Genomic DNA, 24,534 nt, shown 5'->3' on the forward strand with positions numbered 1-24,534 from the left:
GGTGATCTCTTTCTCTCGCTGCCAGGAACACCGACGCTATCACGGACTAAATAGGTCCACAAAGTCTGCGATAGACTCGAGGCATGAAGCTGCCCGGGAGTACCGAATGGGTCCTGCACTGCGCCACCACGCTGGCCCAACTCGACCCCGGGACCAGCGCGTCGACGACCCAACTCGCGCAGTACTACGACCTGCCGGCGCCCTACCTCGCCAAGCAGCTCAAGACCCTGGTCCGGGCCGGCCTGTTGTCCGCGACCACCGGTCCCAGAGGCGGATTTCGGCTCGCCCGACCCGCCGCCGAGATCACCCTTCTGCACATCGTCGAGGCCGTGGACGGCACTTCCTCACCGTACGAGTGCCGGGAGATCCGGCAGCAGGGGCGCGGTGCGCTGCCGGCCGACGAATGCCGGCGGGACTGCATCCTCGCCGCGAAGATGGCCGACGCGCACCAGGCGTGGCAGCACAGCCTGGCCGGCGTCAGCCTCGCCGACATCGTCGCCGACCTGCCCCCCACCGCACCGGCCCGCACCCGGCTGCGCCTGACCGGCACGGCGTAGGGCGGTTCTTCGATCCCCGTCGGATTCCACGACGGGAATCGAAGACCGGCCCCGGCCGCCGAGCCCGCACGAACGCGAGGCGGAAGGTCCTGACGCCGAAACCCCGCGCGAACCCGCGGATCGGGCGGTGCCGGAACGGCGTAGGGCGGGGCGCCGGCCCGCCGCCCCGCCCGATCCCGCACCCCGGCCGGGTTCAGCCGCGCCCGCCCCCGCTCGCCCCGCGCTCGGTGGCGTTCGCGGACGGGATCGCCGTACCCGCGTCCCGGACCAGCGTCACGGTATCGACCTGCGCACCGGTGGCGCTGAGCGTGCGAATGGTCATCGTGGTCTCGCGCCCGGCGGCGGCCGGACGGACGTCGACCGCGATGAACGCGTTGCCGCGAAAGCGCACGCGCGACCACTCGACGGTCTCGTCGACCCTGGCGCCCTTGACGTGGAAACCACCCTTGACCGCGTCGGTGACGTCGGCGGGACCGCCCGCGTAGGTCTCCGGCGCGGAGAACTCGTAACCACTCTTCCCGCCACTGCCCACGGTCAGGTACGTGGTGCCGTCGGTCGCGGGCCGGATCCGGTCGCCGATCGCGGCACGGCGCGTGCGCACACCGCCGCGCATCGGATCGGCCCGCTCGTAGACGTGGTTGTGCCCGTTGATCACGAGGTCGACCTGATAGCGATCGAACAACGGGATCCACTCCTCCCGGATCGCGCCGTCCGAGACGTGGTCGGTCGCCGTGCAGTACGCGCAGTGGTGGAAGAAGGCGACGATGAAGTCGATCCCGGGAGTACGCCGCAGTCGGGCCAACTCCCCGGCCAGCCAGGTCGTCTGCGCGCCGGCGGTGTAGCCGCGGTTGTGCGGGATCTCGTGCGAGATGTCGTTGGCGTCCAGGCTCACCACCGCGACGTTGCCATAGCTGAAGCCGTACGTGGCGTGCGCGTTGCGCGGCCCGTTGCCGGGCAGGTGCCAGCGGGCGAGGTGACCGCCGTAGCCGTCCGGCGAGTACAGCGCCTCCATGTCGTGGTTGCCCATCGCGACCATCCACGGCACGGACGCGGCGACGGGATCGATCATCCGCAGGTATTCGTCCCACACCTCCGGCTGAAGCTTGTCCGCGCCCTCCGCGCTGTGGTGGCTGGACGGCAGTCCCGCACCGGACGCGGCGTAGGAGATGTCGCCCGCCAGCAGGTGGAACACCGGGTTCTGCCGGAGCATCAGCGTCTGGTTGGCGGCGGCGCCGAACTCCACACCCTCGTCGCCGAACGCGGTGAAGGTGAACGGTTCCGGCACGCCGCCGGCCGCCGGTGCGGTACGAAACGAACCGACGGTCGCGGCAACGGAGTTCGAGTCGAGGCCGTCGTGGCCCAGCGCGTAGTGGTAGCGCGTGCCGGGGTCGAGCCCGTCCAGCGCGGCATGCAGGTGGTACTGGTCGTGGTCGAAATAGGCCGAGGCGGGGTTGTCGGCGTACTCGATCAGGTGCGAGTGCAGGTGCCGGATCTCGGCCGGCACCACTTGGTCCAGCTGCCCCGGCGAGGTGCCCAGCCGCAGGTACGGCCGGCGCACCGGCTGCGGCACCTGCCAGCTCATCGCCGCCTGGCTGCGCGGGTCCGCGCCCAGTGCGAGGTGGCGGCCGGCGGGCTTGAGCGCGTTCCCGTCGACGTAGTTCGTGCCCACGAGCAGGGAGGGCGCGCGGCGCACGCCGGCCGACGACGAGGTGCCGAACAGCGGGACGGCCGCCGCACCGAGGCCGATCGCGGTGAGCACGCTGCGGCGCGAGACGGTGCGGCGCCGACTGCGCAGGTATTCGTGCTGTTCGGCGATGCTCATGGTCGCGGCGAGCCGGTCGGGGACGCCGGAGCGGGGCAGGTGCGGGTTCCGGCCGGGGGCGGGGCTCATCGGGTGCTCCTGGAACGTGCGGCGAACAACAGGACGAGGCCGGCACCGAGCGCGGCGGTGCCGAGGAGGACGGGCAGGACGACGTCGGCGCCGGTGCGCGACAACGAGCCGCCGCCGGTCGCGGTCTCCGGGACGGTGCCGGAACGGGAGCCGCCGGTACCCGAGTTGCCCGAGCCGCCCGCACCCCGGGACCCACCGGAACCTCCGGAGTCCGACCCGCCGGAGTCGGATCCCGGCGGCGTCGAGGTCCCGGTGGACGGGACATCGGTGGGAGCGGTCGGCGCCGGCGTGTGGGTCGGCCCGCCCGAGGGTTCACCGGTCGGGGGAAGCGTCGGTGGCTTGCCGGTGGGCGGCCCGCTGATCGGCGGCTTGCTCGTCGGCGGCGACGTCGTCGGCGGCCCGCTCGGGTCGGGGCTCGTCGGTGGTGTGGTCGGCCGTTCCCGGCCCAGGGCCCAGCAGCCGCCGACGGGCCCCAGCGCCGCCTGCTTCGCGACGTCGCCGTGGTGCTCGGCACGCAGCGCGACCAGGGTCCAGCCGTTCGGTACCACCGCCGCGGCCTGCGCGGGCCGGGTGCCGACCACGTGTGCGGCGGGCCCGGCGGGCCACGGCTGCCCCCAGCTCGGCCCGGCGTCGGTGGCCACCTCGTGCCGCGCGCCCGCTTCGTCGGCGAAGGTGAACACCGCCGAGTCGATCGCCGGCGCGCGCACGCCGCCGTCGCCCAGTGCGGCGGTGAACACGGCGCGGTCGGCGGGGACTCGCCATTGCGCGGCCGTGACGCAGGACTCGGGCAGGTCGCCCGCCTTGACCGCGGGGCCCTGCCACGAGGCGTGCCGGACCGGGCCCTGATCGGTCGGGCTCGGCGGCGCGCCGGTCGCGGTGTCGGTGGGCCCCGAGGTGCCCGCACCGGGCGAGGGGAACGACCCGGCCCGACCCTCGCCGTGGTCGCCGACCACGAGTACGCCCTTGACCGGTGTCGCGCCCGCGGGCACCGCGAAGGTGAGCGACGTGCCGTCGGCGGCCACGTGCAGCGCGCCGTCCGCGACGCGCTCGGGCGAACCGTCGACGTACACGCCGACCCCGCCCGCGTCGAGGCCGGACCCGCTCACCGTCACCGTGTCGCCCGGCCCCGCCCCGGGCGGCCCGAACCCGGTCACGGTGGTCGTGGGCAGCGCCGGTCGGCGGAACACCGCGGCGGTGTCGCCCGCGGTCACCTCGGCGATCCTGGTGTCCAGGTACCGCTCGTTGCCGTCGATGCGCAGGCGCAGTGTGTCCCCCGCGTCGATGCCCACCCGCCACCGCATGTCGATGGTCACCCCGAGCCCGGCCCGCGCGGAATCGGCCGTGGTCGAGGCGAGGTCGGCGACCATCACGGTCCAGGTCGCGTCCAGGAAGCCGGTGCCGTCGCCAAGCATGACTCGGTACATCGCCGGATCGCCCTTGTAGAGGCTCTTCATGACCAGGCCGTCGTCGTCGGTGCGGAAGTGCAGGGCACGGGTGACCAGGCCGCCGGGTATCCGGCCGGCGGGCAGGTCCACGTGCTCCTCGCGCGGGGTACCGGGGAAGAACGTCAGGCCGGTGACCTCGGTGCCGGCACGCGGTGCCGGGACGTCGGCGCCGGGGGCGCCGGCCTCCGCAGGGGCGCCGACCTCGGTGCGCACCCTGTCGATGTGCACGAGGGACTTCACGCCGACCACCTGGTCGAGTTCGCGGAACTGGTTCAGCGGGTGGTCGAACCCGGTCACCTCCGAACCGGCGTTCAGGCTCTGCCCGGTGCGCGAGACGTTCGCCGTCGCCGATGCGATCGCGGGCGTACGTTTGCCCAACGGTGTACCGGCCGGCACCGATCGCTCGGCCGAGGCGGTGCCGTCCGACCCGGCGGCGGGCACGGTCAGCCAGTCCGCGGCGCGCGAGCGCGTGTCGCCGAAGTTCTCGTCCGGTCCGGAGGCCAGTTCGCTGTAGCTCCCGGATCGGGTGACCAGTCCCGGTGTCATGGCGCGTTGTTCACCGGTCAGGTATTCGGCCCGCGCGGTGCGGGTCGGCGGAGATTCGGCCGCCGAGGAGATCAGCGGGAAGAGCAGGACCAGCAGTCCCAGCACCATCAGACCGACCGCGACCCGTCGTGGCCGAAGAGCGGTGAGCAAGGGACGACTACGCGTTGTGCCCATGTGGAGGTGAAGACCCGTCACTCGTCCCGGTGCCGGCGGCTGCCCGTGGTGTGACCGCCGGGAGCGTGCGTGGGAACGGGAAGCCGAAGGAACCGAAGTCGACGATTTCCGATCGGAGAACGTCGACGACGATCGTGAGTATGCAAGACGGGCGGGCCGCGAATCCGGCCGAAGATCAACCTTCGGCGGGAATTGCCCCATGGTTCCCGCGCGATGGTCCCAGGGTTCACCAAGCTCCGGCGATACTCGCCGGCGACCACCGACCCGACTACGCGCCGTAGCGGTTCGGCAGACCGAAGTCGGGTGGTGCCGCGGGCCGGAAGGGCCCACGGCATGCCGAACCGGCCCCGCCGACTGATGTCGGGAGGCCGGTCGGCGCGAGTCGGGTGTCAACGACCGTGGTCGCCGGGCCCGTTCGGCGGCGCCGGGGGTGCCGGGGGTGCCGGGTCAGACCGGCGGCGCCGAGGGGTGCCGGGTCAGACCGGCAGCGCCACACCACCGGTGAGCACCGCGAGGGCCTTGACCGGCAGGTCCTTCAGACCGGCGAGCACCGCGGTGGCATCGGCCGTGGCAGCCGCCACGTCCAGCTTCTTCACGTCGTCGAGAAGCTTGGTGATGTCCGCGATCAGCTTGTCCAACGCCGCCTTGAGGTCCGCGACGACATCGGTGGCGGCCACCGGGCCGGCCCCGTCGGCCCGGGCGGCGTTGGGCTCGGTCGTCTCGCCGCGCACCGGGACCGCGGCCGTCGGCAGCGTCGGCAGGCCGGGCAGCGTCTTCAGCAGGGCCGGCACCTTGAGCAGCAGGTCCTTGACGTCAGCGATGGCGGCGGCGAGGGCCTCCTGGGCCCCCTTCAGATCGTTGGCCAACACGCGCTCGAGCAGCTTGCCGGCGTCGGCGACCAACTTGTCCAACGCGGCCTTGAGTTCGGCGACCGCGTCGGTGACCGCGGCATCCGCCCCGGGCGAGACCGGCGCCGAGGCCACCAGGCCGTCGCCGGACACGCGCAGCCGCTCCCTGAGGGTTTCCAGCTTGGCCGCGTCCGGGTGGCCGGAACGGGCCTCGGCGGCGATCTCGGAGAACGTCGACAGGGTCTCGCCGAGGCGATCGACCGTGTCGAACCGCTGGTGGGCGGCGGCGACCCGGGTCTCGGTGGAGGTGGCGGCCACGGCCGGGCCGACGGCGCCGGCGACGAGCGCCCCGGACACGGCGGTGGTCACGATCACGGAGGTGAACTTGGTGGTGCGCATGCCGATATGACCCTTCGATGGGGTGCGTGGGGTGGGGTGGGGGACTTTCGAGGTACTTCTCGTTCACCTTGTGGCGGCCGATGACGCACCGCAACTCAGCGCCACGGTTGGTGACCGGCACGCCCAACCGGCGTCACCGCACGACCTGCCCATTCGTAGAATCCGACGGCCGACGCCGCTCCTCCCCCATACGGCCGTCCGGGCACCGGCGGCCCACACGGCCACATGGCGGGCGATGGCCCCGCGACGCATCGACCCTTGGGCGCGGCGTCCCCGGCCCGAGACGGGGTCGAGCGGGCCCGGCCGGGTCCCGCGTGTCCGGGCCGCCGGCGCGGTGCCTGCCCGGTCGCGGCCAGGTGCGCGAGCGGTGGGCGGGCGCCGAGGGGCGACGCCGTCGCGGGGCCCGGATCACCCCGGCGGAGCGGCGCCGACACGAGCGATCGTGCGCCGTCGCGTCCCCCCGGGCCGCGAGCTAGCGTGGAGGTGAGGGAGCATGCTCATGCGCTGCCAGTCCTGTGGATACGAGAACCCCGTAGGCACTGCCGAATGTGCGCGGTGCGGGGCGACGACGGCTCCGCTCTCGACGCCGTTGGCCCCGGCCCCGGCCGTGGGAACAACCGGGCACGTACCGCATCGGCGGGCCGGGGACCTGCCGGGGCACGGCAGAGAGTTCACCGGCCTCGTCCGCGATTTCCGGATCCGCCGTGAGCGGCGGATCGACGACCTCGACGCCGACCTGGAGGTCTGGAGCTTCCACGTCCAGCGTCCGGACGCGGACGGCGAGCGGCTCGTGCCGGTGCCCGTGGAAATGCGCGGGTTGTGCTTCGCGGGCACGGTCAGCGAGGGAGACGAGGTACGGGTCGGCGGCACCTGGCGCGACGGCGCCCTGCACGCCGAGGAGCTCGACGACCTCACCACCGGCGCCCGGGTGCGCGCCAAGGCCTCGCGCCGCGTGCGCTCGGTGCTCGTGGCGGTGGGCTTCATCCTCTTCGTGATCGTCGCCGGCTTCGTTCTCACCGCGGTGATCTCCTTCTGACCGACCCGCGAACGGCCTGATCGACCCACCAACGGCCGGCGGACGCGGTAACCGGGCGGACCGGGCGGACCGGGCGGACCGGGCGGACCGGGCGGACCGGCACAGTGGACACAGCCCTCACGGGATATGGCCGTCACGGTGAATGTGGCCCACGTCACACAACGCGGCCGAGGCCTCGCGGTGTCACGCAGGTGTGAACCGAACTCCTTGCGGGACCGAGCTGTCGGTCGTGATACCCGTGTTCAACGAGTCGCGGCGGCTGCCGGCGACGCTGGTCACCGTGCTCGACCACCTCCGGGACATCGGGATCGACTGGGAACTGGTCGTCTCCGACGACGGGTCCACCGACGATACGTACGCCATAGCCACGGCGGCGGCCCGGCACGAGCCCAGGGTGCGCGTCGTGCGGCAACCGAGCAATCGAGGCAAGGGACACGCGGTACGCCGGGGCGTCGAGGTCACGCGCGGGCACCGGGTCTTGGTCTGCGACGCGGATCTGGCGACCCCGATCGCCGAGTTGGCCCGGCTCCAGGCCGTGCTGGACGACGGCTTCGACGCCGCGATCGGCTCGCGCGGCGAGGCGTTCGCGGTGGCCCGGCCGCCGATCCGGCGCGTGTTGTCCGACGTCGGGAGCCGGCTGATCCGGGCGGTCGCGCTGCCCGGCACCGTGGACACCCAGTGCGGGTTCAAGCTGTTCGACGGTGCCAAGGCGCGCGCCGCGTTCGCGTGCGCGGACGTGGACGGATGGGCGTTCGACATCGAGGTGCTCCGGCTCTTCCTCGGCTGCGGTTGGAGCTTCGTCGAGGTCCCGGTGGCGTGGACCCATCAGAGCGGCTCGAAGCTGCGGCCGGGCCACTGCCTGGAGGTGCTCACCGACCTGGCCCGGGTGCGCCTGCGGCACGGCCGGCCGGGGCGCGCCGGAGACCCGTCGGCGCGGATGCGGCGGCCGGCGGGCGGTACCGGCTCGCCCCGCGACCCTTTCCCGCTTCCGCTGCCTCCGAGGCGGGCGGCGTGACCGCGGTACGCGACGCGAGCGCGCCGCCGCGCCCGCCCGCACTCCCCCGGCTTCCCCGACTCCCCCGCTCCGGACGGGTCGCCGACGCGCTCGCGTGCGGCACGTATCTGGTGGCCGCGCTGCTGCTGTTCCGAGGGCTGTGGGCGGGTGGGCCGGCCGGGCGCTACCTCGTGGACAGCGGTCAGGACCAGCGCCAGTGGGAGTGGTTCTTCGCGGTGACCGCGCGTGCCGTCGCGCACGGCGAGAACCCGCTGACCACGACGCTGCAAAACCACCCCGACGGGGTGAATCTGATGGCGAACACCTCGATGCCGGGCCTGTCCATCCCGCTGGCCCCGATCACCTGGCTGTTCGGACCGTCCGCGACCTGGGCCGTCGTGCTCACCCTCGGGCTGGCCGCGACGGCCGCCGCCTGGTACCACCTGATCTCCCGTCACCTGGTCGCCTCGCGCCCGGCCGCCGCCCTCGGCGGGGCCTTCTGCGCGTTCGCCCCGCCGATGGTCTCGCACGCCAACGCGCACCCCAACCTGGCCGTACTGTTCGTCCTCCCGTTGATCATCGATCGCCTGATCCGGGTCGCCGCCGGTCGTCGACCGATCCGCGACGGCGTGCTCCTCGGTCTGTTGACCACGTATCAGATCTTCCTCGGCGAGGAGGCCCTGCTGCTGGCCGCGACCGGCATCGCGCTGTTCGCGCTGACCTACGCGTGCGTCGCGCCGGGGGCCGCGCGCGCCGCGCTGCCGCACCTGGCCCGCGGGGTCGGGGTCGGTGCGGCGCTGTGCGGTGTCCTGGTCGCGTATCCGTTGTGGTGGCAGTTCACCGGCCCGCAGAGCTATACGAACCTGCTGCACGGCCCGGCCGGCAACGACCTCGCGGCGCTGACCGCGTACGCCGACCGCTCGCTCGCCGGCGACATCGACGTCTCCGCCCGCCTGTCGATGAACCGGACCGAGGAGAACGCGTTCTTCGGCTGGCCGCTGCTCGTGCTGGCCGTCGCGATCACCGTCGCACTGTGGCGGACGGTCCTGACCAAGGCCCTCGCGGCCGTCCTGGTCGGTGCCGCGCTGTTCTCCCTCGGCCCGGAGATCATCGTCGACGGCGAGGCCACCGGGATCTTCGGCCCGTGGAAACTGCTCGGCCGACTCCCGCTGTACGAATCGGTGTTGGAGAGCCGATTCACCATGGTGTGCGTGCCCGTGCTGGGCATCCTGCTCGCCCTGGGCGCGCAGGCCGCCGGCCGCGCGGGTGACCGACGGATCCGGCTGCTGTGGTGCGTCGTGGTCGTCCAGGCGCTGTTGCCGCTGCTGCCCCAGCCCCTGGCCACCGCGCCGCGCGAGCCGACGCCGGCGTTCTTCGCGGACGGGACCTGGCGCCGCTTCACCGGTCCCGGCCGGGCCATCGTGACCGTACCGCTGCCCGACCCCGGCGACGCGCGCGCGTTGACCTGGCAGGTCGACGCGGGGCTGGGATTCCCGCTCGCCGAAGGCTACTTCGTCGGCCCGTTCGGGCCGGACCGGCTCGGCGGCTATGGCGCGGTCACCAGGGCCACCTCGCAGTTGTTGCGCGAGGTGCGCGACGGCGGGGTCGTGCCGGAGGTGAGCGACGCGGACCGTGCCCAGGCCCGCGCGGACCTCGCCTTCTGGCGCGCGGACGCGGTGGTGCTCGGGCCGCACGACCGCCGGGAGGCGCTGCGCGCCACGCTCGACCGGCTGCTCGGTCCGGGCGTCCCGATCGGCGGGGTGTGGTTGTGGGACGTACGGGCGGGAGGTGCGGCCGGTGCCGGCTGAGCAGGTGACTCCGTACCGAACCGGGGAGGGCGAGATCGCGGTCGGTGGGGAGGCGGGACAATCGCCGACGGGTGTGGGCGCGAGAACGGAGGCCGGTCGGGTGCGGACGACCGACGAGCACGCGTACACCGAGTACATCTCCGCCCGGCTGCCCGCGCTGCGCCGGGTCGCGCACCTGCTGTGCGGGGATCCGCACCGCGCCGACGACATCGTGCAGAACACGATCACGCGCCTGTACGTGCATTGGCGGCGCGCGGCGGCGGCGGACGATATCGACCGGTACGTACACCGGATGCTGGTCCGCGCGTTTCTCAACGAACGCCGCCTGGCCTGGGCTCGGGTCCGACTCGTCGGCGCTCCCCAGGACACCCCGCTGCCGGCCGCGCCCCCGGGGCCGGACGTGGAGACGCGCGACGCGGTCCGGATCGCGCTCTCCCGGGTGCCGCCTCGGCAACGGGTCGTCCTGGTGCTGCGTTTCCTGTGCGATCTGCCGGTCGCCGAGGTCGCGGACATCCTCGGCAGATCGCAGGGCACGGTGAAGAGTCAGACCGCGTTGGGACTGGCGCGGCTGCGCACACTGTTGGACGGGCCGGTCGTGGCCCGCTGGGAAGGGGAGTAGACCGGCCATGGACACCGACGAGCAAGAGGGCGCCCGACTGCTTGGCGCATTGCGCGGGACGCCGTGGACCGGGTCCGACGAGCCCGGTGTCGACGTCGCCCGTGCGATCCGGGACGGCCGGCGGACGATCCGGGTTCGGCGTGCGCTCACGGTGGCGGGCGGTGCGATCGCCGTCGCGCTGGTGGTGCTGATGACCGTGTTGGTGGTCGCGCCGACGCACGACAACGGGACCGGGCCGGCTTCCGGCGGCGCGTTCGACGTTCGGGAACGGGCGTTCCGGGTCGGCTCGGCCGGCGGTTTCACGCCCGTGTCCTACGAGACCGGCAAGTTCCGCCAGCGGGTCGTGCTGGGCATGGAGAAGCCGAACGGCCCGGCGGAGTTGAGCGCGACGCGGGCGATGGTGACGATGTACGCGCCGGGCCGGCTCCCGGGCGGCGAACCTCCGCTCGGCACTCCCGCCCCACCGGTGAACGGGCATGCGGCGGTGTGGCCGGTCGGCCCCGAACCGTCGGCGGATCGCCTCGAGTTGCTCTGGCAGTGGGCGCCGAACGCGTGGGCGGTCGCCACGCTCGCCGGTCCGGCCGCCGACGCCGAACGTGTCCACCACGTGGCCGAAAGCGTCGTGCCGGGGGTTCGCCAACCGGCGCGCGGTCCGGTGTCGCTGGATCAGGCCGTGCTCGCCGCGGGTGAACACCTGATCGCGGTGGTGGCTCCGATGGGTAACACCGCCGGGTCGCCGCGCTACTCGCTGCGCTACGGCACCGTGGACCCGCCGGGCGCGGACGGCACCGAGCCGGCCTGGTTCGAGGTGGGCGTCGGAGACCGGCCGCCCGGGGTCGACCAGCGACGGCTCGAGCAGGTCACCCGTTCGGACGGGGCCTTCGTCGAATTCGATCCGGCTGTCGATCAGGACCGCTCGGCCTCGATCCTGGCCGCCGTGCGGGTGGGTGAGATTCCGTCGACCGGCCCCACCGGGCCGACGCGCACGCCGCCGTCGCCGACCTACTCGGAGCGGCCGTCGGATGCGCCCTCCTCGGTTTTGGAGGCGACCGAGACGGCCGGTTCGCCGAGCGGGACCGCGACCACGCCGACGGGGAACGACACGAGTACGGGCTCTTCCTCGACCACTGCCCCGGCTTCGACCTCTTCCTCGAATGGGCCGACGACACCTGCGGGCTCGTGGGCTCCGTGAGTGGGGACGGGGCGAGCTACGGCTCCCCCCGCGGCACCCGGCCCGGCTTCGGCTAGAGCTTCGCCTTCGGGTTGTTCAGGCAGCCACTGGAGATCGTCACACGCACGATCACCGTGTCCGGGCCGGACTTCGACCGCTCACGGGTCGACGCGATCCGGACGCCGGCCGGAGTGCCCTGCTTCGACAGGGACGCCGACACCGAGGCGGAGTCGTCGCGAGGTGCGGTGCGCTCCGTCGGCAGCCAACCGCGCATCTGCAACTGACCGACCATCAGGTCGTGGATCTCCGCAGGCGAGCGGCGGTCGGTCGGCGGCAGTGTCACGTCGAGCGAATGCCTGGTGCGGATCAGGTTCTCCTTCCGGCTGTTCAGCAACTGCCGGTCGCCGCAGGCGTCCTCGCGCACCTTGCTCAGGGGCTCGTACCTGGGAAACACCGCGTCGAAGGCGCCCTCGACGTCGGGGTTCGCCGTCGCGAACGCCTCGTCGATCGTCATGTCCGAGTCGGGCGCCCGCGTTCCGCAACCAGTCAGCGTCGCCAGCACGACAACGGCGAGAAGGCATCCGACGGTTCCGGTCGACCACTTCATCCCGCTCCTCCGAACACCTCACGTCCCGGTACGAACGACGGCCGGCGTCGTGTCCCGAGCACACGTCGTCGCGGCCTCGACCGATCCCTACCCGCGAAGGGCGGACGCTGCGCATCCCGGGCACGACCGGCGACCACGGATGCCTCGTTCCACCCGAAGCCAACTCCCGGGCAAAGCAGCTGATTTCGCCCCCCACGCGCGAAACCGCGGGCCGGTCACGGGCGCCGGATGTCACCACCTCCGGCCGGAGTCCCGTGCAGGTCGTGGAAGTCCTCCTCCCACCGGTTCCGGGCGTAGCGTCGGCCGACCGGGGTCTCCCACCACAACAGGTCCTTGGCCAGGCGGACGTGGTCGAGGGCGATGCCCTTGCGGCGCAGCAGGGGCATGAGCGTGCGCAGGTGGGCGGCCAACTCGTCGACCGTGTCGGCCTCGACGGCGGCGTCGAAGCGGGTGCGTTGTCGCCGTTGCACGAGGGTCCGCTCGGGCGCGATCAGCAGCGACAGGTCCCGACAGGCGGCGCCGATCGAGGTGCCGTCCGGGTGGTGCGGCGAGGTCCCGGTCGTTCCCTGGTGGAGCAGGTACAGCGTGACCACTTGGCAGACGGTCCGACGCGCGCGGCGTGGTTCGAGGGTGTGCGGCAGGTGAACGGTGATCGGCTCCACGGCGGACGCCGACAGGCACGCGTCGGCGCCGGGTGGAAAGCGCCCCGCCAGGGTGCGATCGCCGTGTACGCGGAGAAGAAGCGCGTGCAGGGCGTGCTCCCAGGGCGCCCAGTAGGCGGAGACGCGCGCGATCGACGGCGCCGTCATCGCGCGCACCACGTCGTGAGAGCCATGCCGTCGTCCTTACTGCCGTCGTCCACCGACCGAAGACGAAACGACCCGACCCGACCCGTCCATGGCCGGCATCGCCCCGTCCCCATAAAGACGCACGACGGTCCGCACGTGTGACACGAACCCTCGACACAGTCGCCGTTACCCCGCGTCGCGCGGGGCGGGTGGGCTCGTCAGGGTGTCCAGCCACGCGGTGATGGTGGTGAAGTCTCGTTCGGTGAGCCCCAGGTGGGGGTCGACGTGGTGGAGGAGGGCGGGGGCATCGTGGTGGGCGGCGACCCATGCTCGGTCGGTGTCGGTGACCTCGTCGTCGATCCAGACGAACGGGCGGCCCGCCGCCCGGAGTACGAGTGTGCGGGTCTTCCAATGCAGGCCGTCGCGCTCGTCCTGGTCGTCGACGGCGGACTGCTCCGGCCAGATCACCACGGCGAGTTCCGGTAGACCGATCCGAGGGGAGATGTATCGGTTCGCCTCCTCCATCCACGCCGTGGCCCAGAGCAGCTCGCACGCCAGCCCCAGCAGTCGCCGCCCGTGCTCCGGATCGGCTCTGGCCAGAAGGGGGTTCGCGTCGGCATCCGTGCGCTCCGGATCCGAACCATGGGTCGGATACTCGGCCGCCCCGAAGGGAAGCAGCGGTCCATCGACGTCGAGAAAGAGCAGCGGACGCTGCACGGAGCCGGTCACGACCGCACGATAGCGACCCCGCTCGACGGGCCGACCGGGCAGGCGGGACCGGGCACTCAGTGGTCCAGGTGGGCCAACACCGCCAGGACCCGTCGGTTGTCGCTGTCGGACGGCTGGAGATCGAGCTTGGTGAAGATGTTCCCGATGTGCTTGGCGACCGCCTTCTCGGTGATGAACAGGCCCTCGGCGATGCCCGCGTTGGAGCGGTCCTGGGCCAACCATTCCAACACCTCGCGTTCGCGTGGGGTCAGGCTGCCCAGGTGGGTGTCGCGGTCCTTGCCGGTGAGCAGTTGCGAGACCACGTGCGGGTCCATCGCGGTACCGCCGTCGGCCACCCGTCGGATGGTGTCGACGAACTGTCCGCCGTCGAAGACGCGGTCCTTGAGGATGTAGCCGACCCCGCCCGCACCGTCGGCGAGCAATTCGTGGGCGTACAGCGGCTCGACGTATTGGGACAGCAGCAGTACGGGCAGTCCCGGCACTCGGCGGCGGCCTTCGAGTGCCGCGCGGAGGCCGTCGTCGGTCGTCCCCTCTCGGCGGGGGATCGAAGACACGCCCCGGCCCGCGGCTCGGCGGGTGATCCACCCATCTGCGTCGGCGCGGGGACAGGTCGGAGCGGCAGGCTCTATTCTCGAACACATGTCCGAACAACCCGAACCACTGCCCGACCACCTGTTGCCGTTGCTCGACTTCCAGCTCGGGTTCGAGCGTGCCCACCTCGCCTGCCTCCGGGCGGCCGAACTCGGCGACGAGGACGCACTCCACCGGGGCCGGGCCGCCCGTCTGCACGCCATGCGAGCCCTGATCACCGCTCGCGCCGCCGCGGGCGCCGACAGCGCCCCCGATCGCGATGTGCTCAAGCTCGCCGCCTTGGCGGCCCTCGCCCGGGAGTCCTCCGAGGCCACCTGACGACGGCAACGGCGCGAGCCGGAGCGAGTGCGACCGACGGCCGCCGCCGCGTCAGCCCGTCTTCCTGCCCGGCCGCGTCGTCGTGGTCTTCTTCGCCGAGGCGCGGCCGGTCGCGGCCTTCGCCGACGCCCGGGTCTTCGTCGTCGCGCGCGCCTTGGTATCGGTGCGCTTCGCCGGCTTGGGATGGTCCTTCTCGGCGGCCTCCACGCTCGCGGTCAACACCGACATCAGGTCGACCACATTGCTCTCGCCGGTCGAGCGCGCGGCGACCTCGTCGGGATGGGCACCGGTGGCCTTGGCCTCGACCAGGGCGTCCAGGGCGCGCTGATAGTCGTCCCGCACGTCACCCAGGTCGAAGTCCTCACTGAGGGTGTCCATCAGCGAGGCCGCCATCTTCAGCTCCTGGGGGCGGATGGTGACGTTCTCCGTAGGGGCGATGCCCTCGGGGGCCCGGAGTTCGTCCGGCCACAACATGGTCTGGAGGGTGAGGATGTCGCCTTGCGCGCGGACCAGGGCCAGGCTCTCGCGCGTGGACAGCGTGATCTTGGTGACCGCCGCCCTGGACTGCCCGGCCAGGGCCTGTCTGATCAGCACGTACGGCTTGGTCGCCGCCGGCGTCGCGGGCCCCAGGTAGTAGGGCTTGGACAGTGTCAACGGGTCGATCGCGGCCTCGTCGACGAAGGCCAGGACGTCGACGACCTTCTTGCTCGGCAGCGGCAGCTCGGCCATGTCCTCGTCCGTGAGGACGACCTGACGACCGTCCGAGGACTCGTACGCCTTGGCGATGTCCGCATAGGCGACCTCCTCGCCCTCCAGTTCGCACACCCGCTTGTACCGGATCCGGCCACCGTCCTCCCGATGCACCTGATGGCCCGGCGAGCGATGCTCGGACACCGCCGAGTAAAGCTGGACCGGGATGCTCACCAGCCCGAACGAAATGGCACCCTTCCACGACGCCCGCATACCGACCCCTGACCGTTTTGATGGGAAATGACCATCTTCAACGGTAGGCCGGCCGCCGCCTCGGCGCCTCGACCCGAGCCGAACACCGGATCGCTCGGGCGCCGCTCCCGCACGTCAACGATCGACCGGCCCGGGCACCAGGCCGTCCGCCACCAGCCCGGCGAGTACCGCCTCGCCCAACGCGAGAACGGCGGACTGCGGACTGCGGACGGACCATGACGGTGATCTCCTCGATCCGACCCGTCTCGTCGCACCTGAGCAGGTCGATCCCGTGGATCCGGGTGCCCCGCACGGCGGCGCGGAAGACGAGGATCTCCGCCGCCGCGTCGATCCCGCCGGAGTCCGTATCGGTGCTGCCCTCGAACCGTCCGACACAGCGGAAGTCCTCGAAGGTGCGCAGCAGCACGTCCAGAAGCCCGAGCACCATGGCCCGGCCCTCGAAGGGCTTGAACTTCACCGGACTGTACAGGCGCACGTCGTCGGCCAGGAGGTCCTCGAGCGCGGCGCGGTCCTGCGCCTCGACGGCGGCGCGAACGACCGAGTCCACACCCCGCGGTGAACCACGACCGCATCGCCGCGGCCATCGCCGACGCCCTGGGGCTTCCCGGCAGCGACGACACCTGGACGCTCCCGCTGCCCACGTTGCCGGTCCCGACCGGACCGCGAGCCGCGGTGGCCGAGGTGCGCTGGGGCGCCGCGTTCCTCGGGCCGTGGCCGGCACGGCGGGTGCGCGGCCGCTCCTCCGGCGAGGGCCGCACCGCGAAGCGGCCCGACCTCCTGCCATGGGCCGCCGCCCCCGACTCACCGGCGACCCTCGGGCAGGTCGACCTCACGACAGGCGGAGCGGGCGGTCTCGGCGCCGACGCGTGATCCGTCGGGTGTGTCGCGATGAGTTTTCGGTGGGCGAACGGTCAAATCACTGGAGCACCGCTCGCACCCGCTCGGCCCCGACCGGAAAGCAGGACTCACCATGACGATCGGAACCCCCACCGTCGGATACGCCTCGGTGAACGGCATCGAGATGTATTACGAGTCGCACGGCACCGACGGGCCGCCGCTGGTGATCCTGCACGGTGGCGCCCAGACCATCGACCTGAGCTTCGCCGCACTGCTGCCCGCACTGGCCGCGCGGCGGCGGGTGATCGCGGTCGAGTTCCAAGGCCACGGGCACACCGCGGACACCGACCGCGACATGTCCCTGGAGCTCTTCTCCGACGACGTCGTCGCGCTCCTGGACCGGCTCGGCATCGCACGTGCCGACCTGCTGGGCTACAGCCTCGGTGGCCTGGTCGCGCTGCGCACCGCCGTGCGGCACCCGGAGCGTGTCGACCGTCTGGTCCTGGTGTCGACGCACTACCGCCACGACGGCTATCACGCCGAGATCACCGCCCCCGAGCAGACCTCCGAGCGCCTGCCGACCGAGGACGACTTCAAGGCGATGGTCGAGGCATACGCCCGGGTCGCCCCCGACCCGACCCGCTTCGAGGCCACCCTGGCCAGGCTCCAGCCCCTGGCCCACGGCTTCGTCGAGTGGACCGAGGACGAGTTGCGCGCGATCACCGCCCCCACGCTCCTGGTCCTCGGCGACACCGACTTCATCCGGCTGGAGCACGCGGTGCGTATGTACGAACTCATCCCGAAGGCCCGGCTGGCGGTCCTCCCGGGCACCACGCACATGGGCGCGATCACGCGCGCCGATCTGCTGATCCCGATGATCGAGGCGTTCGCCCCGACGAACCCCTGACGACGCGCCGGCCGCGGCGACCCGCGCGGTCGTCGTGCCGGCCGGGCGTCGGCGAGTGTCGACGGGTGGGGGTGGGCCGGGGGCGAACGCCCGGGCGTGCCGGGCGCATCCGGCGGCGGATCACGCCGGATGCGCACCTCGCTCGAGAGTCAGGCGGCCTTCGCCCGGGCTCCGGAGACCTGGCGCAGCGCGTCGTCGAGGTCGGCCTGGGCCCGTTGCAGCCAGGCCGCGGTGATGTCCACGGCGTCGCCCGCTTCGCCGGTTCGCCGATGGAGCTGCGCCACCTCACCCTCCTCGGCCGCACGGGCGTGCTTGAGCGCGTGGTGGATGCGCCCCGCCGCCGCGAGTTCGCCACCCGCGACCTGGAGCCAGGCCCGTGTGGTCGCGTCCGCGACCTTGTCGGTGTTCGCGGAGTCGGTCAGCGCCCGGGCGATCGCCTCGATGCTTTTGCCCGCCAACTTGCGGGCCACCAAAGCCGGAGGCAGACCGGGAAGTTGGGCCAATTCGCCCATGACCACGCTCTCCAGCAGGGCAAGGCTGTACGTCACTCGTCCCAGTTTCAACAGATACTCGTCATCCGGAATCATCGAGCCATTGTGCGATATCGGCCGGACACGATCGGTGCGCCACACGGGTGTGTCGCACCCATTGCAGCCGGACGCACGCACCTCCGGTCGGCGTCCTCCGTCGGGCATGGGGACGGCCGGGCGAGCCGACGGGCGAGTGGTCGGGCACACGTGCGGCGCGGTCGGAGCGCGGGCAGGGCCCCGGGCCGCACACATGTACCCACACCGGACGTCGTGGCGACGCCAGGACCACCGGCGCCGGGTCTACCGCGTCGTCGGCTCCGGGCCTGTCGACGCGGTGATCACCGTCGGGCGCGATCCCGTTCGCGCGACCGCGTCCGGGTCGGCTCGCGGTGTCGAGAGCACCGCGGTGACCGTGCCGCTCGGATCCTGCGGGGAGCTCGCCCGCCGGATCGGTGGGGCCATGCGGCGGGCCCGGACGAGCAGGCGTACGCACACGGCCGGGTTGTCGCGGGCCGAGCGCTGGGTGATCGCGGGACCCAGGTCGCACGCGTTGTCCAGGCGGTAGTGACTGATGTCGATGACGCCGCGCACCAATGGACGGTACTCGTGCGGCACTTCGTCGACGATACGGGTACCGGCGTCGAGTGCGGCACGGGCGGTGGCCACGGTCGCCGCGAGCAGGGCGCGCACGCCCGGGGTGTCCCGGCCCGACTCCAGGTCGGCGCGGGTGACGCCGTACCGGTCGAGATCGGACCTGGGCAGCCGCAGCCGGCCCTCGCTCAGGTCCTCCGCCAGGTCGCAGACCAGGTCGGTGCGTTGGAAGCCGTCGGCGAACTGGCGGACGGAGGCGGCGAAGTCCTCGTCCGAGACCAGATGGGGTGTCATACCGGTGCTGAGCATCGCGCCGGGCCAGGTCAACGTGTCGACGTAGGACTGGTATTCGGCCTCGTCCGCGAACTCGGGGAAGGTCAACTCGGCCCGCGTGCCCGCCATGTAGGCGTCGGCCCAGTCGCGCGGCAGGCCGTTCTCCCGGGCCGCGTGCAGGTATGCGCGCAGCAGGGGGTGCGTCGCGGTCCCGGTGTCCAGCGCCACCCGCACCCGGGTCGCCCATGCCTCGAACCGCCGAGCGCGGCCCTCGGCGTCACCCCGGTCGCACACGTCGTCGGTGAAGTACGCGAGGGCTGCTCCGGCGACCGCGTGGGGCAGGAACTCCGGCGGGGTCAGGAAGCGCAAGGCGCCCCAACCGGCCGTCTCCCTCCGGCGCATGAACCGTTCGGCAGCCGTGTAGTCGGCGCGCAGCGTGCTCTCCCGCACACCCGCAGCGTCCAGACAATACCGCCACGACCGCATGAGCCCCCCGATTTCGATCAGCCGAAGCCTTGTCCGACGGCACGGACAGTATCAGCCGGCGGGAGTCCGGTCGGATCTCGGCGCATGGGCTGTGGCGGCGCTCGCCGTCCGCCGCGGACGAGTTGTACCCGCCCGGGGGAGCCGCCCGGCGACCGGGGGTGAAATCGCCGGGCAGCCCGGGCGCCGACCACGGGGGTTGTCGGCGCACTCGCAACGATCCGCCGTACGACCGTCGTGCGCAAGACCGCGTCCCGCCTCGGACCGACGCCCCGAGGCGGGACGCGACGGAACGGCAGTACCCGCTCCGGCGGGGGTCGGTTCGGCCCGCGCGGGAGCGGGAAGAGGCGCGAGGCCCTCGGCGCGACGCGGGCGGCACGTCGGCTCGGGTCAGCGCTCCCGGGGTCGCCCGCGCTCGGCGTGCGCGGTGAGGAAATCGTCGACCACCTGCCGTACGTACGCCTTGCCGATCGTGCCGTTGGCCAGGAGTCGGCGGAACACCAGCGGCCCGACGAGGCGGTCGATCGCCGCGTCCGCGTCCAGGTCGACGGGCAGGTCGCCACGAGCCTTCGCGGCGTCCAGGATCACCCTGAAGGGATGGGTACCCGCGCGTTGCAGGATCTCCCGGACGCCCACGAACGCCGGGTCCGACGCGCGCTCGATCAACACCCGCATGGCCCGCTCGCCCTCACGGTCGTGCAGCAGCAACCGGGTGCCGTCGAGCGCGGCCACCAACTCCTCCCGCAGGCCGCCCGTCCGGCTGCCCGGCCGGGAGCCGACGGCCGGGCCGAGCCGATCCCGGTATTCGGCGACGAGTTGCACGATCGCGTCGCGGATGAGTGCGGTGGGCTCGGGCCAGTGCCGATACACCGTGGTCCGGCCCACGCCGCTCCTGGCGGCGACGCCCACGTGGGTGACCGCGGCCCAGCCGTCCTCGAGCAACAACTCGCGCGCGGCCTTCAACACGGCGGCGCGGCTGCGCACCGCGCGCGGATGCGGTGCGCGTCCGGGCACGCCGAACCCGTGGGCCACATGCGCGGATTCGGGCATCGCGTCCAGCCTCCTCCGCTGCTCGTGGCCACGCACGGCACGACCGACGAGACCACACCCGCCCGACGCCGAGGGCCCACCGCCCTCGCGAGAGGAAGTGTTCCACGTCCACCACCACGCCCCGCAACACGTAGTCCCACAAGGGTCGATCGCGTGCCCGGCGCATCCCGCGCGCCCATGGGCATGCCATCCGAGTGGCCGTGGCCGGCCATGAAGCCGACCTCGCGCCCGCACCTCCGCGCATGACAACCCACCGCTCGGGCACGAGGCCACCCCGGCTGCGCACACGAGGTCCGGTCCGGCGTCGCGGCGCCGCACGCCTCACACGCCTCGCACACGACGGCGGACGGCGTGCCCGGTGAGCGGCTCGTCGCCTGGCGACCCCGGCCCTCGACCCCCGACCTCCGCCTCCCGTCCGGGATCGAGCGGCCACCGAACCCGCGATCACGCCCTGAAACCAACAACGCCCGAGCCCGAGGCGCCACGGGATCCGGAGCCTCAGGGCGCAATTCTCTAAGCCTGGGACGGCGTTCCTCCCCGCTCGGTGTGCCGCCCCGCGCCGCGAATGCGACGTGGCCCGGCTCGCCGGGGGCGACGGTGGTCGTTCGGCCACGTGAGCACGTCCCCGTTCGCCCGCGCGGCTCGCGCCGACGGGGATGATCGCGGGGTGCGGTCGGGGAGGATCGTTGGGTAGAGTGCCGGCGCCGACCGGCCACCCGTTCCACGGAGGCGACTTGACCAACCAGCCGGGAAACCAGGGTGCGTACGGTTACCCTCCCCCTCCGCCGCCGCATCCGTCCCAGCCCAGATGGGCCTGGTGGGTGGTGGGCATCGCCATCCCGCTGATCGGCATCTTCGTCACGATCGCCGTCAGTGGGTCCGATTCGGATTCGAACTCGAAGAACTCGTCCACGAGTACGAGCACCACGGCCGGCACGCAGGCCCAACAGAATCCGCCGGAGAGCGGCCGGTCGGCGTCGAGCCCGCCGGGCCCCGGCGGGCAGACGACGGGCGGACGGCCGTCGGGCGGTCAGCCGCCTCCGGTCCTGTTCGGACCCGGCACGGTCACCGTCGACCCGTCGAGCCGCTATGTCGATCTCGACACCAAACCCCCGCTGGTCGGCCCGTCGAACAAGGCGGCGGACATCGTGTTCCTCTACACCTTCGCCAAGCCCGAACTCGTCACCGTCGGCTCCACCCCGACCCTGGCGGCACTTCCGCAGGGCGGTTCGGAGCCGACGGCCGCCTCCTGCGCCGAAGCGGTCGCCAAGCGCGGCACCTATCTGGCCGGCGAACTCGCGCAGGGCTCCGGCTTCTGCGCGATCACCAACGAGGGGCGCACCGCGTACTTCCGACTGATCGGCCCGCCCGCCGGGGAGGCACCCGTCCGCCTCGAGGTCACCGTGTGGGACATCCCCGGCAGTTGACCGTCCCGTACACGTGACGGCTCGGGGCCGGCCGGGTTCCGGCCGACCCCGAGCGGTTCCGACCGGTTTCCGATCATGATCGACACCGACGTCACCACGTCGTCGATGTCGCCGTCTTTGCCGAACCGGCAACGAATCTTGCCGAAATCACCGTTGCGGTCGCATGGTCGTCGTGGAGGTGGTCACGATGACCGATCGGTTGCGGGACAGCTACGACGTGGTGGTAATCGGCGGCGGCGCCGCGGGGTTGAACGGTGCGCTGATGCTGGCCCGGGCGCGGCGTTCGGTAGTGGTGGTCGACTCGGGCGCCCCGCGCAACGCGCCCGCCGGAGGTGTCCACGGGCTGCTGGGCCGGGAAGGCGTGTCGCCGGCGGAGTTGACGAAGCGCGGGCGGGCGGAGGTCCGGGCGTACGGCGGTCATGTGGTGTCCGGCGAGGTCGATGCCGTGACCGGGGTCGACGGCCGGTTCGACGTGGCGCTGACCGACGGCCGCACGGTCCGCGCCCGCAGACTGCTGGTGACCACCGGACTGGTCGACGAGTTGCCCAACGTGCCGGGGCTGCGGGCCAGATGGGGCCGGGACGTGCTGCACTGCCCGTACTGCCACGGCTGGGAGGTTCGCGATCTGGCCATCGGAGTGCTGGGCGGCGGGCCGCGGTCGGTGCACCAGGCGCTGCTGCTGCGCCAATGGAGCGACAATGTCACGTTCTTCGCGCACACCCTGTCGCCGACCGCCGAGGACGCCGAGCGGTTGGCCGCCCGTGGCGTCCGCGTGTCGGCCGGCGAGGTGTCCTCCCTGGACGTCGTCGACGATCGCCTTGTGGGCGTACGCCTGGGCGACGGCACATCGGTCCGCATCGATGCGCTCGCGGTGTCGCCGAGGATGGTCGCGCGTGCCGGGTTCCTGTCCGGGCTCGGCTTGCGGACGGTGGAACATCCGTCGGGAGCCGGTGAGTACATCCCGTCCGAACCGGGCGGTGGTACCGGGATCCCCGGGGTGTGGGTCGCCGGCAACGTCACCGACCCGACCGCCCAGGTCGGCGCCGCCGCGGCGGCGGGCGCCACGGCGGCGATCCGGATCGACGGCGACCTGACCGACGAGGCCACCCGCGCGGCGGTCGCCGCTCACCGGGATCCGTTCTCGGCCGCGAACGAGGCGCGAGTGTGCGAACTGGTCCTGGGCAACCGCCGCCACGGCCTGTGAACCGACCCCGCGCGACATGAGCGAGTGGCTCCGCGGGGACCGGGACACCGGCGCCTACACTCCGGGGGTGGCCGAACGAACGAGTACGACGCCGCTGTCGGGTGTGCGCTTCGTGGGGTTGCGCTTTCGGCTGGAGACCCGGGGGCTGCATCGCCCGGTCCCCGTCGAGGTCGCCGCGCTCACCCACCACGGGCCCGGAGGTCACGTCGCCTGGCGGGCGTACGCCCCGATCGAACCGCCGCCGCCCGGAAGCCCCCCGCCCGCGCCGATCGGCGTCCCGGTACCGCCGGCCGCCCCCGGTTCGCTCGCCGAGGCGCTGGCCGGCGTCGAGCGTCACCTGGTGCGCGACATCCCGCACGCGCTGCTCGGGGTGTCGCCGTTCGCGGAGAAGACGCTCGTGTGGGAGCAGCGGGCCTACTGCCCACTGCTCGCGTCGTCCCTCGTCCTGGACGTGCCGGCCCTCGCCGCGATCGTCGCCCCGACCGCCGCGCCGCAGTCCCTCGACGCCCGGCTCCAGCGGATCGGCCTGCGCCCCCCGCCCGAACGAGCCGTCACGTGGGACGCGTACGCGCTGGCACACCTGTTCCACACCGTGGTCGCGCAGGGCGTCGCCGTCGGCCGCTGGTCGACGCTGGAAGACCTCGCACGCGTCGCGGGCTCGTCCCCGCCCGCGCTCGAACCCGAGTTCATGCCCCCGCTCGACGTGCAGGAATCGCTGTTCGACTGACTCCGGGCATGTCGGCAGTACGGCACCGCGGCGCCGCGGCACCGGGCGGGTCGACGACGTCCCCGTCGTCGAGACCGTGCGCCGCACCCCGTGAACCGTCCGGACGCGTCCGCCGCGGGTACGCCGCCCGGACGGATCAGCGCGGCGGCGCGGAGAGCGGGCCCCGACCCGCCGTGCGCAGCAGCGGCTTGGTCATGGCGCGGTTGACGGCCGGATCGCGGCCCTGGACGTAGGCGTCGCGAAGGGTGTAGCCGCTCGCGGCGAACAGGGCGAGCGCCCCGATGTTGCGGTTGCCGGTCTCCACCACCAGTCGCAGTGCGCCGGCCTGGGCGGCGGTGTGTTCGAGCGTGGCGAGCAGGCGGCGTCCGTAGCCGCTCCCGCGCCGCTCCGGGCTGACGTAGAGGCGTTTGATCTCCGCCGCCCGACCGGGCATGGTCCGCCAACCGCCGCAGCCGACCGGCGCGTGTCCGTTGTAGGCGAGCACGAACAGGCCCTCGGGGGGCTCCAGATCGCGGGGCTCGCTGGTGTCGGGATGATCGGCGAACCCGTAGAGGCCGACCTGCTCCGCGTACAACGCGTGCAGGAGGACCTGGGTGTCCGGATGGGTGTAGGCCCGGGGCACGAGACGAACGTCGGCATGGCCGACCGGCAGGTCGGCGCCGAACGGCCCGTGGTGGCCCGGTGCCGCCCCCAGCACGGACCCGCCCTTGGCGCGGTGCGCGAAACGGATCAACGACCTGCTCCCTTCCCGCCGACCCCGTGCGTCGGGGCTTCGCAACGATTGTCCGCGAAGCCCCTACCCCGCGAACAGTGGCCACGAAAAACCCACTCGACCGGGGTCGACCGGAACCGGTGCCGAACAACGCCTCCGCGCGGTCGAGTTGGGCCCGGTGCCGGGCCCGGCGCCGGGCGTGGCGCTCGCGGTGGCGGCGGGCCCGCCCCGCCCGGCCACACCGCGGTCGCGCCCCGGTCACACACGGGTCACACACCGGTCGCGCCGGCGTGCCGCGGGATCACAAGG

Annotated in this window: 23 protein-coding genes and 2 pseudogenes; 12 read left to right on the forward strand and 13 right to left on the reverse strand. The window is 72.8% G+C overall.

The window, feature by feature from the left end; all coding sequences use genetic code 11:
- The first annotated feature begins 83 nt into the window (after window positions 1–83).
- Window positions 84–557, forward strand: a complete 474-nt coding sequence (locus tag ACIBSV_RS09270; protein ID WP_395860856.1) for an RrF2 family transcriptional regulator — start codon at window positions 84–86, stop codon at window positions 555–557.
- Window positions 558–750: 193 nt separating this feature from the next.
- On the opposite strand, the gene ACIBSV_RS09275 is transcribed toward ACIBSV_RS09270, so the two are convergent.
- The 3 genes from ACIBSV_RS09275 to ACIBSV_RS09285 all read right to left on the reverse strand — a co-directional run bounded on the left by ACIBSV_RS09275 (window position 751) and on the right by ACIBSV_RS09285 (window position 5,860).
- On the reverse strand, window positions 751–2,448 hold the full coding sequence (locus ACIBSV_RS09275) for a purple acid phosphatase family protein (RefSeq protein WP_395860858.1): 1,698 nt from the start codon (window positions 2,446–2,448) through the stop codon (window positions 751–753).
- Window positions 2,445–4,589, reverse strand: a complete 2,145-nt coding sequence (locus ACIBSV_RS09280; RefSeq protein WP_395860860.1) for a hypothetical protein — start codon at window positions 4,587–4,589, stop codon at window positions 2,445–2,447. Before ACIBSV_RS09280 ends, ACIBSV_RS09275 begins: the two co-directional genes overlap by 4 nt.
- A gap of 500 nt (window positions 4,590–5,089) precedes the next feature.
- On the reverse strand, window positions 5,090–5,860 hold the full coding sequence (locus tag ACIBSV_RS09285) for a hypothetical protein (RefSeq protein ID WP_395860862.1): 771 nt from the start codon (window positions 5,858–5,860) through the stop codon (window positions 5,090–5,092).
- 607 nt (window positions 5,861–6,467) lie between these two features.
- Here ACIBSV_RS09285 and ACIBSV_RS09290 point away from each other — a divergent pair.
- From ACIBSV_RS09290 to ACIBSV_RS09310, 5 genes are all read left to right on the forward strand, one after another.
- Window positions 6,468–6,896, forward strand: a complete 429-nt coding sequence (locus ACIBSV_RS09290) for a hypothetical protein (protein WP_395860864.1) — start codon at window positions 6,468–6,470, stop codon at window positions 6,894–6,896.
- Between the two features lie 238 nt (window positions 6,897–7,134).
- Window positions 7,135–7,911: a glycosyltransferase gene (locus ACIBSV_RS09295; RefSeq protein WP_395860866.1), complete on the forward strand. Its 777-nt coding sequence runs from the start codon at window positions 7,135–7,137 to the stop codon at window positions 7,909–7,911.
- Window positions 7,908–9,698, forward strand: a complete 1,791-nt coding sequence (locus tag ACIBSV_RS09300) for a glycosyl transferase (RefSeq protein WP_395860868.1) — start codon at window positions 7,908–7,910, stop codon at window positions 9,696–9,698. The genes ACIBSV_RS09295 and ACIBSV_RS09300 overlap by 4 nt, the downstream gene beginning before the upstream one ends.
- Before the next feature lie 100 nt (window positions 9,699–9,798).
- Window positions 9,799–10,317: a SigE family RNA polymerase sigma factor gene (locus tag ACIBSV_RS09305; protein ID WP_395860869.1), complete on the forward strand. Its 519-nt coding sequence runs from the start codon at window positions 9,799–9,801 to the stop codon at window positions 10,315–10,317.
- A 7-nt stretch (window positions 10,318–10,324) separates the two neighbouring features.
- Window positions 10,325–11,509 (forward strand): hypothetical protein, encoded by a 1,185-nt coding sequence (locus ACIBSV_RS09310; RefSeq protein WP_395860871.1) that lies wholly within the window; start codon window positions 10,325–10,327, stop codon window positions 11,507–11,509.
- 52 nt (window positions 11,510–11,561) lie between these two features.
- Here the strand turns inward: ACIBSV_RS09310 and ACIBSV_RS09315 are convergent, their stop codons facing one another.
- From ACIBSV_RS09315 to ACIBSV_RS09330, 4 genes are all read right to left on the reverse strand, one after another.
- Entirely contained in the window at window positions 11,562–12,095 is a 534-nt protein-coding gene (locus ACIBSV_RS09315; protein WP_395860873.1) for a hypothetical protein, read from the reverse strand.
- Window positions 12,096–12,310: 215 nt separating this feature from the next.
- Entirely contained in the window at window positions 12,311–12,904 is a 594-nt protein-coding gene (gene casB, locus ACIBSV_RS09320) for a type I-E CRISPR-associated protein Cse2/CasB (RefSeq protein WP_395860875.1), read from the reverse strand.
- A 165-nt stretch (window positions 12,905–13,069) separates the two neighbouring features.
- The gene (locus ACIBSV_RS09325; protein WP_395860877.1) at window positions 13,070–13,612 is read right to left on the reverse strand and encodes an HAD domain-containing protein; all 543 of its coding nucleotides are present in this window, start codon (window positions 13,610–13,612) and stop codon (window positions 13,070–13,072) included.
- Window positions 13,613–13,668: 56 nt separating this feature from the next.
- On the reverse strand, window positions 13,669–14,166 hold the full coding sequence (locus tag ACIBSV_RS09330) for a LuxR C-terminal-related transcriptional regulator (RefSeq protein WP_395860878.1): 498 nt from the start codon (window positions 14,164–14,166) through the stop codon (window positions 13,669–13,671).
- Between the two features lie 85 nt (window positions 14,167–14,251).
- Here ACIBSV_RS09330 and ACIBSV_RS09335 point away from each other — a divergent pair, with 85 nt between their 5' ends.
- Complete coding sequence (locus ACIBSV_RS09335; protein WP_395860880.1) at window positions 14,252–14,521, forward strand: hypothetical protein; 270 nt, start codon at window positions 14,252–14,254, stop codon at window positions 14,519–14,521.
- A 51-nt stretch (window positions 14,522–14,572) separates the two neighbouring features.
- On the opposite strand, the gene ACIBSV_RS09340 is transcribed toward ACIBSV_RS09335, so the two are convergent.
- Complete coding sequence (locus ACIBSV_RS09340) at window positions 14,573–15,445, reverse strand: Ku protein (protein WP_395860882.1); 873 nt, start codon at window positions 15,443–15,445, stop codon at window positions 14,573–14,575.
- Between the two features lie 153 nt (window positions 15,446–15,598).
- Window positions 15,599–16,031 (reverse strand): annotated as a pseudogene (locus tag ACIBSV_RS09345) (nuclear transport factor 2 family protein).
- Between the two features lie 8 nt (window positions 16,032–16,039).
- Between ACIBSV_RS09345 and ACIBSV_RS09350 the strand changes: the two are divergent.
- Window positions 16,040–16,354, forward strand: a pseudogene (locus tag ACIBSV_RS09350) (hypothetical protein); the annotation flags it as partial.
- A gap of 100 nt (window positions 16,355–16,454) precedes the next feature.
- Complete coding sequence (locus ACIBSV_RS09355; RefSeq protein ID WP_395860884.1) at window positions 16,455–17,228, forward strand: alpha/beta fold hydrolase; 774 nt, start codon at window positions 16,455–16,457, stop codon at window positions 17,226–17,228.
- A gap of 149 nt (window positions 17,229–17,377) precedes the next feature.
- On the opposite strand, the gene ACIBSV_RS09360 is transcribed toward ACIBSV_RS09355, so the two are convergent.
- The 3 genes from ACIBSV_RS09360 to ACIBSV_RS09370 form a co-directional block, all read right to left on the reverse strand.
- On the reverse strand, window positions 17,378–17,815 hold the full coding sequence (locus ACIBSV_RS09360) for a hypothetical protein (protein WP_395860886.1): 438 nt from the start codon (window positions 17,813–17,815) through the stop codon (window positions 17,378–17,380).
- A 243-nt stretch (window positions 17,816–18,058) separates the two neighbouring features.
- Window positions 18,059–19,072 carry a phytoene/squalene synthase family protein gene (locus ACIBSV_RS09365; RefSeq protein WP_395860888.1) on the reverse strand — a complete coding sequence of 338 codons (1,014 nt, stop codon included), beginning with the start codon at window positions 19,070–19,072 and terminating at the stop codon, window positions 18,059–18,061.
- A gap of 423 nt (window positions 19,073–19,495) precedes the next feature.
- Window positions 19,496–20,155 carry a TetR/AcrR family transcriptional regulator gene (locus ACIBSV_RS09370; protein WP_395860890.1) on the reverse strand — a complete coding sequence of 220 codons (660 nt, stop codon included), beginning with the start codon at window positions 20,153–20,155 and terminating at the stop codon, window positions 19,496–19,498.
- A 734-nt stretch (window positions 20,156–20,889) separates the two neighbouring features.
- Between ACIBSV_RS09370 and ACIBSV_RS09375 the strand changes: the two genes are divergently transcribed.
- The 3 genes from ACIBSV_RS09375 (at window position 20,890) to ACIBSV_RS09385 (ending at window position 23,513) form a co-directional block, all read left to right on the forward strand.
- A complete protein-coding gene (locus ACIBSV_RS09375; RefSeq protein WP_395860892.1) occupies window positions 20,890–21,582 on the forward strand; it encodes a hypothetical protein in 693 nt (230 codons plus the stop codon).
- 187 nt (window positions 21,583–21,769) lie between these two features.
- Window positions 21,770–22,786, forward strand: coding sequence for an NAD(P)/FAD-dependent oxidoreductase (locus ACIBSV_RS09380; RefSeq protein WP_395860894.1), 1,017 nt, complete (start codon window positions 21,770–21,772; stop codon window positions 22,784–22,786).
- 16 nt (window positions 22,787–22,802) lie between these two features.
- A complete protein-coding gene (locus ACIBSV_RS09385) occupies window positions 22,803–23,513 on the forward strand; it encodes a hypothetical protein (protein ID WP_395860896.1) in 711 nt (236 codons plus the stop codon).
- A 136-nt stretch (window positions 23,514–23,649) separates the two neighbouring features.
- Here the strand turns inward: ACIBSV_RS09385 and ACIBSV_RS09390 are convergent, their stop codons facing one another.
- A complete protein-coding gene (locus tag ACIBSV_RS09390) occupies window positions 23,650–24,246 on the reverse strand; it encodes a GNAT family N-acetyltransferase (RefSeq protein WP_331770435.1) in 597 nt (198 codons plus the stop codon).
- Window positions 24,247–24,534 lie beyond the last annotated feature (288 nt).

Source organism: Embleya sp. NPDC050154 (genome assembly GCF_044460165.1).
Classification (GTDB): domain Bacteria; phylum Actinomycetota; class Actinomycetes; order Streptomycetales; family Streptomycetaceae; genus Embleya.